Here is a 14,771-nt window from a genome sequence, read left to right as displayed (position 1 = left end):
GGCGCAGAACAAGCAATGTTTGCAGCAAATTTTGCAGACCTGAGCCCTGCCGGAGCCTTCGCTTGAGCCGACGCAACACACGCCTGGAGGACCTGGCCAAACTGGCGGGCGTATCGATTTCGACGGCTTCGCGCGCGTTGAACGACAGCCCGGCGGTCAATGCCCGAACAAAGCAGCTGATCTGGAAGCTTGCGCGTGAGCATGACTACCCGTTCCGCCGCTATATGCCCGCCGGGCCGATCGGCGCCGACGGCGTGATCGCCCTCGTGACCCCGCGTCCGCAAGGGCGCGAGGGCCGGCTGAGCGATCCCTTCTTCCTCGAACTGCTGGCCGGGGTCGGCGAGGCGGCGCGGGAACGCGGCTGCGACGTGATCATGAGCCACTTTTCGCCGACCAGTTACGATGACCTGTCCGCGGCGATGAACACCAGCCGCGCCGATGGCGTGATCTTTCTCGGCCAGAGTACCCTGCATCAAAGCCTCAACCGGCTGGCGGAGACCGAGGGCCGGTTCGTGGTCTGGGGTGCCCAGATGCCGGACCAGGCCTATTGTTCGGTCGGGTCGGACAACCTGGCAGGCGGACGGCGCGCGACGCTGCATCTGGCGCGACTGGGCCGAAAGCGCATCGTCTTTCTGGGGGACCTGGAGCCCCCCGAGGCGATGCAACGCCACCGCGGCTATCTGGAAGCCCTCGCCCGCTCGGGCATCGAGGTCGATCCCGACCTGATCATGGAAGCCCATTTCGAGGTCGAGTCGGCCGAGGCCTCTGTCGACAGCCTGATCCGGCGCGGCGTGAAATTCGACGGGGTCGTCTGCGCCTCGGACCAGATCGCCCTGGGCGCTGTGCGGGCCTTGCTGCACGCCGGGTTGCGGGTGCCCGAGGACGTATCTGTCATCGGTTTCGACAATGTGCCCTTCAGCCGTTACAGCCGCCCGGCCCTGACAACGATCGCGCAGGATACGATGAAGGCGGGCCGGCTGCTGGTGTCCAAATTGATCGATAACCCCGGCGACTCTGTGGGCCGCTCGGAGCGGATCCCCACTGACCTGATCGTACGCGAGAGCTGCGGCGGCTGAGGTCATCCCCGCGTGCCCGTCAGCACCAGACCCGCCATGGGCGGCAGTACATCCTGATACGTCTCGTTGAGGTTGACGGCCTCGATGACCCGAAGCCCTTGCGGCATTGTCCACCCGGTCGGGGCGTGGCCCAGGTTGAACACGCAGAGCAGCCGCTCTCCGCGATAGACCCGTTCAAAGCAGAGCAGGTCGGCCCCGGACTCGAGGAGGTTCATGTCCCCGAGCAGCAGGCAGGGGTGCGCCTTGCGGAAGGCGACCAGGCGGCGTGTGGTCTGCAGCATGGATGCCGGGTCACGTTCCTGGCGGTCCACGGAAAGCGCGAGATGTCTCGAATCCACCGGGAGCCAGGGCTCGACTGTTGAGAAGCCGGCCTGCGGCTGGTCGGCGTTCCAGGGTAGCGGCGTCCGGGCGCCGTCGCGGCCAAGGGTCTCGGGCCAGTTGGCGATGGCCTCGGGATCGACCAGGCGATCGAAGGGAACCGCGGCCTGGGGCAGGGCAAGTTCCTCGCCCTGATAAATGAAGACATTCCCCCGCAGCGTCATCAGCAGGAGCATCGCCATCTCGGCGACGGCCTTCAGATCGCGGCCTTCGGCCCAACGCGAGATGGCGCGAGGCGCGTCATGATTCGAGAATGTCCAGGACGGCCAGCCCTGGCCGTCGCGGCCATGCCATGCCTCGGCTCCCTCGCGCACCAGCACGGGGGCCAGCGTCGGCGCGTAGAGATAGAGGAACCCATAGGCGCTGTTTAGATGGCGCTCGCCCGCCGTGAAGGTCTGCATCTCCTGATCGGCGTGGTCACCGCCGACCTCGGCCACGCTGAACCGGCCGCCGCGGCTGTCAGTCAGGGCCCTGATCCGCGCAAGGAAGTCGACGATGGCCGGATGTGACTGGTTGTAGAGCTTGTCCTGGAAGTCGAACGGCCGCGTCCGCTTGCCGCCCGCCGGCAGCGGCGGGTTATCGCGGAGCAGGGGGTCGTGCATGGCGAAATTGATCGCGTCGAAGCGGAAGCCATCGACACCGCGGTCAAGCCAGAAGCGGGCGACGTCCAGCAGTGCGTCCTGCACGGCGACATTATGCAGGTTGAGCTGCGGCTGCTCCGGCAGGAAATTGTGCATGTAGTACTGGCCGCGCCGGGCGTCCCAGGTCCAGGCGGGGCCGGCGAAGACCGATTGCCAGTTGTTGGGCGGCGAACCATCGGGACGCGGGTCGGCCCACACGTACCAGTCGGCTCGGGGGCCCGAGCCCGACTCACGGCTTTCACGGAACCACGCGTGCTGGTCCGAGGTATGGGCGAAAACCAGGTCGGTAATGACCCTGATGCCGAGTCTGTGCGCCTTATCGATCAGAAGGTCGATGTCGGCGAGCGTTCCGAAGACGGGATCAACGTCGCAATAGTCGGCGACATCATAGCCGAAGTCCTTCATCGGCGAGGTGAAGAAGGGACTGATCCAGATGGCGTCGACCCCGAGAGAGGCGATGTACTCCAGGTTCCGGGTCACGCCGGGGAGGTCCCCGATGCCGTCGCCGTTCGTATCCGCAAAACTGCGCGGATAGACCTGATAGATCACGGCACCCCGCCACCATTCGGCGGCGCTGGCCCTGGACCTGGGGAGTTCGAGAATCTGGGCGGTCACGCGGGGCTTTCGGATACGCAAACGAGGTAGCCCAGAGCGGGCAGGGACAGGGTTATGACGCCCGGAGCCGAGCTGCGGGCGGGGCAGGCCCCCATGAGAGATCGCCACAGGCCGGAGCCTGGCTCAACCGTGACATTGACCGTGCGCGCCTCCATCGAGGTATTGAACGCCACCAGTGTTTCTCCCTCCCCGTCAATTCGGGAGATCGCCAGGGTGCCAGGCGTCTGGTCCGCGGATCGAAGGACGACACGCCCCCGCCGCAGTCTCGCGTCCGATGCGCGCACGGAATTCAGTCCGGCGATGCGGACGTAAAGGTCGGCATGGGGGTCGAAGGGGCCGGAGGCCCTGCCGATCCGTCGATCGTCGGCGTAGGCCGCGGTTCGGGTCTCGAACATATCCTGTCTCGAGCGCCGGTCGTCCCCGTCACCGGTGAAGCCCTGTTCGTCTCCGTAGTAGATCACCGGCACGCCGCGCCCGAGAATCATGAGCGCCTGGGCGAGGGCGGTGCGGTCCAGCAACTCCGCGTCGCTGATGTCCGGGCGATCCTTGAGGATCAGGTGACCGATCCGGCCCATGTCGTGATTGCCGACAAAGGTCGGCAGCCGCAGGGCAGCGGCTGCGCCGCCGGCATAGACCGGATCGGCGTTGACGACGCGGGCGATGCGGTCTGGCCCCGCGGTTCCGGCCACAGCTTCCTGAACGGCCCGCTGCCAGGCGAAGTCCAGCACGCTGGGCAGGCCGTCGACCCGCGTATGGCGCGCCAACTCACCCGGCTCGAAACCGTAGACCTCGCCGAAGATATGGAAGTTCGGGATTCCGGCCGCCCGGGCGCGTTCCAGGATGGCGGGGACGAAGGCCTGCCAGAACTCGGGATTCACGTGTTTGGCGGTGTCGATCCGGAAACCATCGATTCCATAGGTCTCGATCCAGGATCCATAGACGTCGATGAAGCCCTGTACGACGCGCGGGTGCTCGGTCATCACGTCGTCGAGGCCCGAGAAGTCCCCGTCCAGCGCGCTTTCACCGTACCAGGCGCTGTTGCCGCGGTTGTGGTACAGGCCGACCTCGTTGAGCCATGCCGGCGCCTTGAGGTGTTCCTCGCCGGCCGGAACATAGGGGCTGTAAGCATAGTCGGGCCGCGTCAGGCGCGCGAAATCCCCGGTCGTGCGATCCCCGACGAAGCCGGCGTTTATCGCTTCGCCCGAGAGACCACCGCGGCGCTGGATCGGGTAGTCGCGCGCCCAGCGATAGTCGCAACCGCCCTGCGGACACTCACGATACTGGATCACATCGGCCGTGTGGTTGATGACGATGTCCAGATAGACCTTCATGCCGCGGGCATGCGCGGCGTCGACCAGCGCCCGGAATTCCTGGTCCGTTCCAAGGTGCGGATCTATCCGGGTGAAGTCGGTGATCCAGTAGCCGTGGTAGGCGGCGCTCTCCTGACCGGGCGGCCCCTGGACCGGCTTGTTCCGGAACACGGGCGCGATCCAGAGAGCTGTGGCACCAAGCCCGCGAATGTAGTCGAGCCGCGCCGTCAGGCCGGCCAGATCGCCGCCATGGTAAAACCCCGGGTCGGTCGGGTCGTATCCGGTGACCAGACGATCTCCCGTCATCCCGCCCCGGTCATTTGACGGATCTCCGTTCGCGAACCGGTCCGGCAGGACAAAGTAGATCACCTCGTCCTCGGGCGCGCGCTCACGGAGCGCGTTGAGCCGGTCGGGGAGGGTCTGGGCGGAAGCTGCTCCAACGAGCCCGGCCCAGACGACCGCGATCAGGCAGCCGATCGCGACAGCGCCGGGTCCCTTTCTGCAGCGTTTGATTCTGCCCATCGGTCGTTTTCCTCGGGTCGTCCGGAAGCTGCGTGGCCGCCAGATCGGTTTGCAAGATTTTGCAGTGGAGTTGCCAGCTGTCAATCCGAATGTTTCAGGCGTCAAAAATGCGGCAGCGCAAGGAGAAAGCGCCTTGTGCACTGCAGCAAGGCCCGCCTGCTCCGTCACATTTTGGCCACGGAGGTGGCCAGCAAGAGTATTACATGCTTGCAAGGTTCCCGGAAGTTTGCATAACTTTGCGATGAAACCGGACGCTTTCGCGAGAAAAGCGGCGGCACCAGGGAGAATGAAGATGAGCTACAAGGTCACCCGGCGCGCGCGCCTTCTTGCCGGAGCCGCTTTCGGCGCAATCGGCCTTCTGGCCGGTGTCGGCACTGCCGCCGCCCAGGATGCGCCGCAGACCGACGCCGAAGCGCAGGAAATCGATGAAGTCATCGTCACCGGCATCCGCGCGTCCATCCAGAGCTCGATCGCGGCAAAGCGGAACAACACCTCCATCGTCGAGGTCGTGACCGCTGAAGACATCGGCAAGCTGCCGGATGTGTCGATCGCTGAGTCGCTGGCACGTCTGCCGGGCCTAACCGCGCAGCGTCTCGACGGCCGCAGCCAGGCGATTTCGATTCGGGGCCTCGGGCCCGACTTCACCACGGCCCTTCTGAACGGTCGCGAACAGGTCACGACCGGCGATAACCGCGGCGTGGAGTTCGACCAGTATCCGTCGGAACTGCTTTCGGGCGTGACGGTCTACAAGACGCCCGACGCGGCGTTGATCGGTCAGGGCCTTGCCGGCACCGCCGACCTGCAGACCATCCGCCCCCTGGCTTACGGCCGCCGCGCCTTCGCGGCCAACGTGCGTTACGAGCTGAATGACATCGGCGCCCTGAACGCCGGGACGACCGACAACGGTGTCCGCTACAGCGTGTCCTATATCGATCAGTTCGCGGACGACACCATCGGCATCGCCCTTGGATATGCCCACATGGGCTCGCCCTACCAGTCCGAGCGCTTCAATGCCTGGGGCTATCCGGACATCGCCGCCGGGACCCGTGTCATCGGCGGAACCAAACCCTATGTGATGTCGTCCGAGCTTGAGCGCGACGGCTTCATGGGCGTCGTCGAGTTCCGGCCTAATGACCAGTGGCACACCACGGTCGATGCCTTCTATTCGCGGTTTGACAACACCCAGATCCTGCGCGGCATCGAGTTCCCGCTGCAATGGTCATCGGCTTCGCTCCAGCCGGGATATACCGTCGCCGACGGTCTGGTCACCCAGGGCACCTTCAACAACGTCCGCGGTGTCGTTCGCAACGACGTCAACACCCGCGAGAGCGAGGTCAAGGCCCTGGGCTTCAACACGGAGTTCACGCCGAACGACCGCTGGACCCTCGTCGCGGACGTGAGCTACTCCGGTGTCGACCGCACGGACCAGATCATCGAAAGCTACGCCGGCACGGGTGACAACGGTTCGGGCGCTGCGGATTCGCTGACCTTCCGGATTGACGGCAACGGCATTCCGCAGTTTGACAACACGCTGAACTATGCCGACTTCAACCTCATCCGCCCGAGCAGCCCCCAGGGCTGGGGCGGGGATGTGATCCCCGGCGGGCAGGACGGCTACCTGAACAGCCCGACGGTCACTGACGAGCTGTTCGCGACCCGTCTGCAGGCCACGGCGCACTTCACCTCCGGCCCGGTCACGTCGGTGGACTTCGGCGTGAACTACAACACGCGGGAGAAGGAGCTCATCGCCGACGAGTTCTTCCTGGGCGTGGCCGGCGGCGGCTTCAATGTCGTTCCGACACAGTACCGTCTCGACCCGACCTCGCTCGCCTTCATCGGCATCCCGGGAATGGTCAGCTACGACACGCTCGGCCTGCTCAACAGCGGCTTCTTCACCCTGGTCCGCAACCCCAACTCGGACGTCCTGGCCAAGAACTGGTCGGTTGAGGAAACGATCGTCACGCCGTTCATGCGGGCCAACCTGGAAACGACTTTCGCCGGCATGCCGCTGACCGGAAATGTCGGCTTCCAGATCGCCCTGGTTGACCAAAGCTCGAGCGGCTTCGCTGCCACAGGCGGCGGCGCAAGCACCCGTTCGGTGGCCGTGACGGGCGGCGACACCTATTCCGAGTTCCTGCCCAGCGCCAACCTGATCTTCGAAATCGGCGACCAGCGCTTCCTGCGCTTGGCGGCGGCCCGGACCCAGGCCCGGCCCCGGATGGACGAGATGCGGGCGTCCCGGACCTTCGGTTTCAACAGTGCGCTCAACGTGCCCGGAGCCACGGTCAACAGCTCGCCCTGGAGCGGCGGCGGTGGCAATCCGGAGCTGAAGCCGTGGATCGCCAATGTCTTCGACATCTCGATCGAACAGTATTTCGGCCGGTCTGCCTATGTGTCGCTCGCGGGCTTCTACAAGGACCTGGACACCTACATCTACAATCAGAACCAGGTGTTTGACTTCACCGGCTTCCCGACGGGCGCAGGGGCCGCTGTCATCAACGAGGGTCTGGTTTCGGCCCCCGCCAACGGCGAAGGCGGAGCGATCTACGGCGTCGAGTTTTCGGTTTCCACGCCGTTTGACTTCATCTCGCCCGCTCTGGAAGGGTTCGGCGGCCAGTTCTCGATCTCGTCGACCCAGAGCGAAATCCAGCCTGATCCCGGCAATCCGGCGACGCCGATCCCGGGTCTGTCGGAAACGGTCGCCAACGTCACGCTCTACTACGAGCGGGACGGCGTGCAGGCCCGGATCAGCAACCGCTACCGCTCGGAGTTCCTGGGCGAGGTCGCCGGCTTCGGCAACGGCCGTACGCTCCGGCAGGTCGGTGCCGAATCCATCGTCGACGCCCAGATCGGCTACCAGTTCGAATCCGGGCCGCTGGAAGGTCTGTCCGCGCAGTTCCAAGTCAACAACCTGACCGACGAACCGTTCTTCACCTACGAGAACGGTGACGAGCGCCGGATTATCGACCATCAGGTCTACGGCCGGACGTTCCTGGTCGGTGTGAACTACCGCTACTGACCGTCCCAACCGGTCGGGGAGGGGCCGCTTCGGGAGACCGGGGCGGCCCTTCTGCTTCCGTGGCCGGCGCCCCGTAACTACGGCTGGGGCCGCTGGCGCTGATGGCACCGGCTGATGCAAGATCGCTGAGTTTATGTACGGACCGCACAAGGCGAGGAGAGTGCCATGACAGAGATTTCAGCCGGCAAGCCGAAGGGCACGGGCCTGGCGTTCGCCTATGTGACGACCCTGTTCTTCGCCTGGGGCTTTGTGACCTCGCTGATCGGCCCGCTGATCGCGGCGGTGCGGCGGGTGTTTGAGCTCAGCTACACCGAGGCGACCCTCACCACCTTCGCCTGGTTCATCGCCTACGGCATCGCCTCCATTCCGGCCGCCGCCATTCTCGGCCGGCTGGGGTACAGCCAGGCCATTATCGTGGCGCTGGTGACCATGGTCGCCGGGTGCCTGATCGTGCCGATCGCCACCCTGGCCGACTTCTATCCCGGCGTGCTGATCGCCCTGTTCGTGATCGCCTCGGGCGTAACCCTGCTGCAGGTCGGTGCCAATCCGCTGGTTGCCGCCCTGGGCGCGCCGAAGAGTTCGCACGCCCGCCTGAATTTCTCGCAGTTCTTCAACTCCCTGGGCACGACGCTCGGGCCGCTGATCGCCGCGCCGATCCTTCTCACGGGAGGCGTGTTCGCCGCGGATGCGGTGATCACCGATCCGGCCTCGCGGGCCGAGTCGCTGCGCAGCATCGACCTCGCCTTCCTCGCGGTGGGCCTGTTCTTCGCCGTCGTGGCCGTCTTCATCTTCACCGCCCGGAAAACGATCAACGCCGCGGCCCCCACGCCGACCGCCGAGGACCGGATGTCCCCGCTGGTGGCGCTGAAGTCCCCCTGGGCCGTGCTCGGGGCGCTGGCCATCTTCTTCTACGTCGGTTCGGAAGTGACGATCGGCGACCTGCTGACCAATTTCCTGCACAGCCCGGATATTCTGAACGTCCCGCTCGCCGCCGCCGGCAGTATGGTGGCCTGGTACTGGGGCGGAGCCATGGTCGGGCGTCTCGTCGGCGGCCTGCTGATGCTGACCCGGATCCCGGCGACCACCATCCTGATCGTCAACACGGCCGTGGCGGCCTTGCTCTGCCTCGTGGTCACCCAGACCAGCGGGACGACCGCCGCCTATGCCGCGATCGCGATCGGCTTCTTCAACTCGATCATGTTCCCGACCATCTTCACCCTGACCCTGGAGCGATCGACGGCGCCGATCCCGGCCACCTCCGGCCTGCTGGTTTTCGGCATTATCGGTGGCGCGGTCCTGCCGCCGATCGCGGGCCAGATCGCGGATCGCGCGGCCACCCTCAACCCGGTCTTCTATGTCCCGCTGATCGGCTATCTGCTGCTGGCCGGCTTCGCGCTCGCCGCGTCCAAGGCCAGGATCCGGAACGCCGCCGCCTCGGGAACGCCCGGTTCGCACTGAGCGGAGCGGCCCGCGTCCGGTCGACGGGCTGGCTGGTCGCCCATGCCCGGGCGTTCAGTCTGCCTCGACGACCCGTCAGTCGGCGCCCGACCACATCCGGTTGGCCTTCAGATAGGTTGCGTGATCCGGCAGGCTCTCCACCGTGCGGGCGAGGATGTCGGACAACTGGCGGAGCCCCGCCGCATTCCTCTCGGCGTCCTGGTATTGGTACAGCGGATTGGGTCCGCGCGGGACGATACCCTGGCCGTACATCACGGCCAGCCACGAGCCCTGGCTGAAGTATTCGTCGGCGCCGACCTGGTAGAGCAAGGCCCGGTCGCGGAATGCCTCCACCCGCTCGGACAGGCTGTCGGGGATCGGCATGGCCGCCACCTGCCGCCAGAACGGCGTGTCGTCCCTCTGGCTCGCATGATAGTGCAGGATGACGAAGTCACGGATCAGTTCGACCTCGCGACCCAGGCGACGATTGTAGCCTTCGATATTGATCGGGCTGAAATCCCGGTCCGGGAAATGCTGCAGCAGGCGATAGATACCTGCCTGGACCAGATGGATGCTGGTCGATTCCAGGGGCTCGATGAAGCCGCTTGAAAGGCCCAGACTGACGACATTCCTGTCCCAGTACTTCTTTCGCCGCCCGGTGACGAAGCGCAGCGGGCGCGGTTCGGCCAGCGGCTCGCCGTCTAGATTGGCCAGAAGGGTCTCGCGCGCCGCGTCGTCGGACAGGTGGTCCGAGCAATAGACATAGCCGTTGCCGGTCCGGTGCTGCAGGGCGATGCGCCACTGCCAGCCAGCCTCGCGGGCCGTCGACAGGGTGTAGGGCGTCAGCGGACTGACGCTGGCGCAGGGGACGGCCATGGCGCGGTTGACCGGAAGCCAGTGCGACCAGTCCTCATATCCGGCCTTCAATGCCCCCTCGATCAGAAGGGCGCGAAACCCGGTGCAGTCGATGAAGAGGTCCGCCTCCAGCACGCGTCCATCCTTGAGGGCGACGCCGCTGACAAACCCGTCGTCCGCCCTCTGGATGACATCGACGATCTTGCCCTCGACGCGCTCGACCCCGCGTCCCTCGCAGATCCTTCGCAGGTACCTCGCGTACAGGCCGGCATCGAAATGATAGGCGCTGAACAGGCTGTTCTTCGGCGACCGCGGATCGGGATCGCGGTCTCCCACCTTGCCGGCGTCGGCGGCCCGGGAGCAGACGGAATAGTCGCCGAGGTCGCCGGCAAGGCCGCGTGCCTTCAAGGCGAAAAAGGTCTGCTGAAATTCAGCGAGCGTCGGTCCGCGGCCATAGGTGCCGAACGGATGCACATAGCGGTTGCCGAGATGACCCCAGTCCTTGAACACGATAGCGACCTTCAGGGTCGCCTTGGTCTCCCGCATGAACTCGGCCTCATCGAGACCGATCATCGCGTTGAAATCGCGGATGGGCGGAACGGTGGCTTCGCCGACGCCGACAATGCCGATCTCGTCGGACTCAACGAGTGACACGCGCGCGTGGGGTCCCAGGGTGCGCTGCAGCGCCGCGGCGGCCATCCAGCCAGCGGTGCCACCGCCCACAATCAGGACAGATCGAATGGGTTGGGGCAATCGAGTCTCCGGCCGGGAGATGTTGGCGTCTTCGGAGTATAGGTTGCGTCCTCTGGGCGGCGCAACGCAGGTGTTCTCCCGAAGCAGAGACCCCAAGGCCGTCTCTGGTTACTCACAGGTCGCGGGAATGCCAGAGCAAAATTCGTGGAACCCGTGAACCGCCAGTTAGCGACTGACGGCGTGGCGGTGCTGGCGGTCAGGCACGAACCTGTCTCCAGCTTGTGGGCTGAGGGGAGGAGAGGCGAGTGTCAGCTTGCGAGCGTCTCGTCCTCACAGGGTGGTTGTCCGTCAGGCTGTGCCGATCCACACCAAGGATGTGCACGGTCTCCAACGCGACGGTCACAGTCAGGAAGCGCTGGAAGGTCGGCTTCCGATCACTGGTGGCATTGGGGTAGGATGAGGCGTGCCCTCCCTTGATCAGACCCACAGCATCGCAGACCTGAGAGTTCTGGCGCGCCGTCGCCTGCCTCGTCCAGTATTTGACTATCTGGACGGCGGGGCAGACGAGGAATGGTCCCTGTCGCGCAATGTTGATGCCTTCAAGGACTACGAGATCGTCCCTGATGTCCTGACGGACGTCTCGTCAATCCAGACAGCGACGACCATCTTTGGACAGCCGGCCGCCTGGCCGCTCATGCTCTCCGCGACCGGCCTGACCCGGATGTTCCATGGCTCCGCCGAGCTCGCCGTAGCTCGTGCCGCGGCGGCCCAGGGCATCCCCTACTGTCTTTCAACCATGGGCACGACGCGGCTGGAGGACCTGGCCGAAGCGATTCCTGTCCCGATGTTGTTCCAGGTCTACGTCTTCAAGGATCGCGGGCTTACGCGAGAGTTTGTCTCGCGATGCCGCGAAGCCGGCTACGCCGGACTTTGTCTGACGGTCGACACGCCGGTCGCGGGCAACCGGCTGCGTGATCGTCGCAGTGGTCTGTCCCTGCCGCCTCGCCTTACGGCGCGCTCCCTTCTCGATTTCGCCCTGCATCCCGGCTGGTCGATACCCGCGCTGACGGGAGCCAGGTTCGATCTGGCCAACGTCAGTCACAGGACGGACGCCCTTGCTACGAACCCGATGAGTCTTTTCGACTTCATCGGTCGTCAGTTTGACCCCAGCCTGAACTGGCGTGACGTCGAATGGCTCGCATCCGAGTGGAACGGCCCTCTGGCGATCAAGGGGCTGATGACGCCGGAAGACGCCACCCGCGCAATCCGCTCCGGTGCGAGCGGCGTGATCATCTCCAACCACGGCGGACGCCAACTGGATGGTGCGCCTGCGCCAATCGATCAGATCGCCGCCGTCAGAGATGCGCTGGGCGACGGCCCGGATGTCATATGCGACGGGGGAGTCCGGCGCGGTTCGGACATCGTCAAGGCCCTGGCCCTCGGCGCGACCGCCTGTTCGATCGGCCGACCGTATCTCTATGGCCTGGCCGCTGCCGGCGAGGCTGGCGTAACTCACGCCCTCAGGCTTCTACGCGATGAGTTCCAACGTACACTTACCCTCGCGGGCGTGGCGGGCATCCAGACCCTGGCGGGGCGCCACATCAGACACAGGCCGCAGGCGTCGCGATGATCCAGTGTTTGCGGGGCATGCCCGGGAGAGGTTCGCCGTCCCCGCAGGAGCCATCCGGGTGAAGAAGGCCGGGCTCTTGTGGCTGCGGATCAGTCAATGAAAACGGCCTGTCAGCAAATCAGATCGCCTTCTGGATGCTGCCCGCCCGGTCCATTGTGAGTCCCATGCTGAATCCAACCGATGCCGTGATCGCGAACACCTCCAGTGGCCGGGTGCGGGGTCGAGTGATCGACGGCGTCGCCCGATACCTGGGTATTCCCTACGCAGCGCCGCCTGTCGGGAATTTGCGCTTTTTGCCGCCAGAGCCGCACGCCTCCTGGGACGAGCCCCGGGACGCAACCGCTTTCGGGCCAACGGCACCCTATCAACTGAGGGATTTCCCCACCCTCGACCTGACGCCGCTGGTCGGAACCGGGTGGGAGCAGGGGGATGAATACCTCAACCTGAACATCTGGACTCCGGAGGGTACGCACCCGGCCGGCCTGCCGGTTATGGTCTTCATCCACGGCGGGGCCTGGGTCGGCGGCGCGAGTTCGGCACCGACACAGGACGGGACCAGCTTCGCCCGAAACGGCGTTGTCTGCGTGACGATCAACTATCGCCTGGGGATCGAGGGCTTCCTGCCGATTCCCGGTGTTCCCACCAATCTCGGCCTGCGCGACATGATCGCAGCGCTGATGTGGGTGCGCGACAACATCGCGGGCTTTGGCGGTGACCCGGCAAATGTGACGGTCTTCGGCGAATCCGCGGGCGCGATGTCGATCGCGGACCTGGTGGTCTCCCCTCCGGCGCGTGGCCTGTTCCGTCGCGCGATCGTGCAAAGCGGGCACGGCTCGATGGTTCGATCGGTCAGGACGATGAGAAAGGTCGTGCATCGGCTGGCGAAGCTTCTGGGCGTATCTGCGAACGCGGCGGGATTTCGCTCGGCCAGCGTTCAGGCCGGGCTCGATGCGCAGGATGTCGTGCAGGCTCCAACCGCAGGCCTGGACATGCGTGGCGAGAACGGCCGCGATCCCGCCTACGGGTTGAGCAAATTCCTGCCGGTCCACGGCGACGACGTGATCCCGGTCCCGCCGCTGCAGGCCCTGGCGAAGGGCGCGGGCGCAGAGGTCGATCTTCTGATCGGGACGAACGCCGAGGAGATGAACCTGTATTTCGTGCCGACGGGTGTGAAGGCCAAGTTGGGCCGGCTGCTGGCCTGGTTTCTGCTCAGCCGGACCGAGCCGGGGGCGCTGGGTATTCTGCAACGCTATGGACTGGGGCGGCGCGGCGTCTCCGGCGGTGCGACCCTGACCCGGGCCCTGAACGACCTGGTGTTCCGCTGGCCGGCGCGGGCTTATGCCCAGGCGCATCAGGGCCGCACCCATTTCTATGAGATGGACTGGCGCTCGCCTGCACTGGGCGGAGAGCTTGGCGCATGTCACGCCGTGGAGGTGCCGTTCGTGTTCAACACCCTGGATGCCGCCACAGGACCGACCGGCCTGCTTGGCCAGACCCCGCCGCCCCAGGCCCTGGCCGACAGCATTCAGAAGGTGTGGATCGACTTCGCCCGGGACGGCTCTGCGCCATGGCCCGAGTACGACGCCCGGACGCGCCAGGTCTATCAACTGGCCAAGGGTCGCGCCGAGACCGACACGGACTTTCCGATCGCCGCCACGTGGCGCGAATGAACCATTCGGCGAAGGCCGTGCCGCTAAAGGTCGGCATCGAGCTGGGCGGCACGAAATGTGTGATGATGCTGGGCACGGGCCTGGACGACATTCGCTCGGAGGCCCGGATCGAGACGGTTGGTCCGCACCGGACGATGGACGCCATTGATGCCCGGCTCCGCCAATGGTCGGAACGGCATGGATTTGACGCTGTCGGCGTCGCGAGCTTCGGACCGTTGGACCTCGATCCGCGATCGCCGACCTACGGCTGTGTCGTCAACACGCCCAAGCCCGGCTGGAGCGGGTTCGACCTCCTGGGGCCCCTCCGTTGCTGGGCCGTGCCGGTCGGGTTTGACACGGACGTCAACGGCTCGGCCCTTGCCGAGGGGCGGTGGGGCGCAGCCCAGGGTCTCGCGTCGTTCGCCTATGTGACTGTAGGGACCGGCATCGGCGTGGGCTCGATCATCGATGGACGTTCGGTGCGCGGCCTGGGGCACTCCGAAGCGGGGCACCTTCGCATTCCGAGCCCCCCCGGATCGACCTTCGCCGGTGTCTGCCCTTTTCATGGCGATTGCGTGGAAGGCCTGGCGTCCGGGCCCGCAGTCCTGGCGCATGCCGGTGTGCCTGCCGAGCAGCTGTCCACGACGGACGCGGCCTGGGAGGTGGTGGTGTCGGCCCTGGCCGCCCTTTGTCACAATCTGGTGCTGACCACCGCCCCCGAACGGATCCTGCTGGGCGGTGGCCTGGGGATGGGCCAGCCGCATCTTCTTCCGCGCATCCGCGCCACGCTGCTGGCGAGCCTCAACGGCTACGGCGTCGCCGATCGGATCGCAGCGGTCATCGACGACTTCATCGTTCAGCCAGGCCTGGGCCACAGCGCAGGTCCGCTGGGCGCGCTGGCGCTGGCCATTGATGCAGGGGAAGCAGCATCGCGCTAAGTCTGGCT

9 protein-coding genes are annotated in these 14,771 nt (G+C 65.8%); 6 read left to right on the top strand and 3 right to left on the bottom strand.

Annotated features, from left to right (window positions below; all coding sequences use genetic code 11):
* The first annotated feature begins 62 nt into the window (after positions 1 to 62).
* Positions 63 to 1,076 (top strand): LacI family DNA-binding transcriptional regulator, encoded by a 1,014-nt coding sequence (locus KB221_11530; GenBank protein ID WIY68709.1) that lies wholly within the window; start codon positions 63 to 65, stop codon positions 1,074 to 1,076.
* A gap of 2 nt (positions 1,077 to 1,078) precedes the next feature.
* On the opposite strand, the gene KB221_11525 is transcribed toward KB221_11530, so the two are convergent.
* On the bottom strand, positions 1,079 to 2,710 hold the full coding sequence (locus tag KB221_11525; protein ID WIY68708.1) for an alpha glucosidase: 1,632 nt from the start codon (positions 2,708 to 2,710) through the stop codon (positions 1,079 to 1,081).
* Positions 2,707 to 4,542, bottom strand: a complete 1,836-nt coding sequence (locus KB221_11520; GenBank protein ID WIY68707.1) for an alpha-amylase family glycosyl hydrolase — start codon at positions 4,540 to 4,542, stop codon at positions 2,707 to 2,709. Before KB221_11520 ends, KB221_11525 begins: the two co-directional genes overlap by 4 nt.
* A 292-nt stretch (positions 4,543 to 4,834) precedes the next feature.
* On the opposite strand from KB221_11520, the gene KB221_11515 reads away from it, so the two are divergent.
* Together KB221_11515 and gluP are read left to right on the top strand one after the other, a co-directional pair.
* Positions 4,835 to 7,561, top strand: a complete 2,727-nt coding sequence (locus KB221_11515) for a TonB-dependent receptor (protein ID WIY68706.1) — start codon at positions 4,835 to 4,837, stop codon at positions 7,559 to 7,561.
* A 165-nt stretch (positions 7,562 to 7,726) separates the two neighbouring features.
* Positions 7,727 to 9,019 (top strand): glucose/galactose MFS transporter, encoded by a 1,293-nt coding sequence (gene gluP / locus KB221_11510; protein ID WIY68705.1) that lies wholly within the window; start codon positions 7,727 to 7,729, stop codon positions 9,017 to 9,019.
* A gap of 75 nt (positions 9,020 to 9,094) precedes the next feature.
* On the opposite strand, the gene KB221_11505 is transcribed toward gluP, so the two are convergent.
* On the bottom strand, positions 9,095 to 10,606 hold the full coding sequence (locus KB221_11505) for a tryptophan 7-halogenase (protein WIY68704.1): 1,512 nt from the start codon (positions 10,604 to 10,606) through the stop codon (positions 9,095 to 9,097).
* A 403-nt stretch (positions 10,607 to 11,009) separates the two neighbouring features.
* Here KB221_11505 and KB221_11500 point away from each other — a divergent pair, with 403 nt between their 5' ends.
* The 3 genes from KB221_11500 to KB221_11490 all read left to right on the top strand — a co-directional run bounded on the left by KB221_11500 (position 11,010) and on the right by KB221_11490 (position 14,763).
* Complete coding sequence (locus KB221_11500; protein ID WIY68703.1) at positions 11,010 to 12,176, top strand: alpha-hydroxy acid oxidase; 1,167 nt, start codon at positions 11,010 to 11,012, stop codon at positions 12,174 to 12,176.
* Positions 12,177 to 12,340: 164 nt separating this feature from the next.
* Positions 12,341 to 13,846 (top strand): carboxylesterase family protein, encoded by a 1,506-nt coding sequence (locus KB221_11495; GenBank protein WIY68702.1) that lies wholly within the window; start codon positions 12,341 to 12,343, stop codon positions 13,844 to 13,846.
* On the top strand, positions 13,843 to 14,763 hold the full coding sequence (locus KB221_11490) for an ROK family protein (protein ID WIY70917.1): 921 nt from the start codon (positions 13,843 to 13,845) through the stop codon (positions 14,761 to 14,763). Before KB221_11495 ends, KB221_11490 begins: the two co-directional genes overlap by 4 nt.
* Positions 14,764 to 14,771: the final 8 nt, after the last annotated feature.

Source organism: Aquidulcibacter paucihalophilus, from assembly GCA_030285985.1.
GTDB lineage: Bacteria > Pseudomonadota > Alphaproteobacteria > Caulobacterales > Caulobacteraceae > Brevundimonas.
The sequence above is the reverse complement of the archived record's forward strand: the minus strand, read 5'-3'. Positions and strand labels throughout refer to the sequence as shown.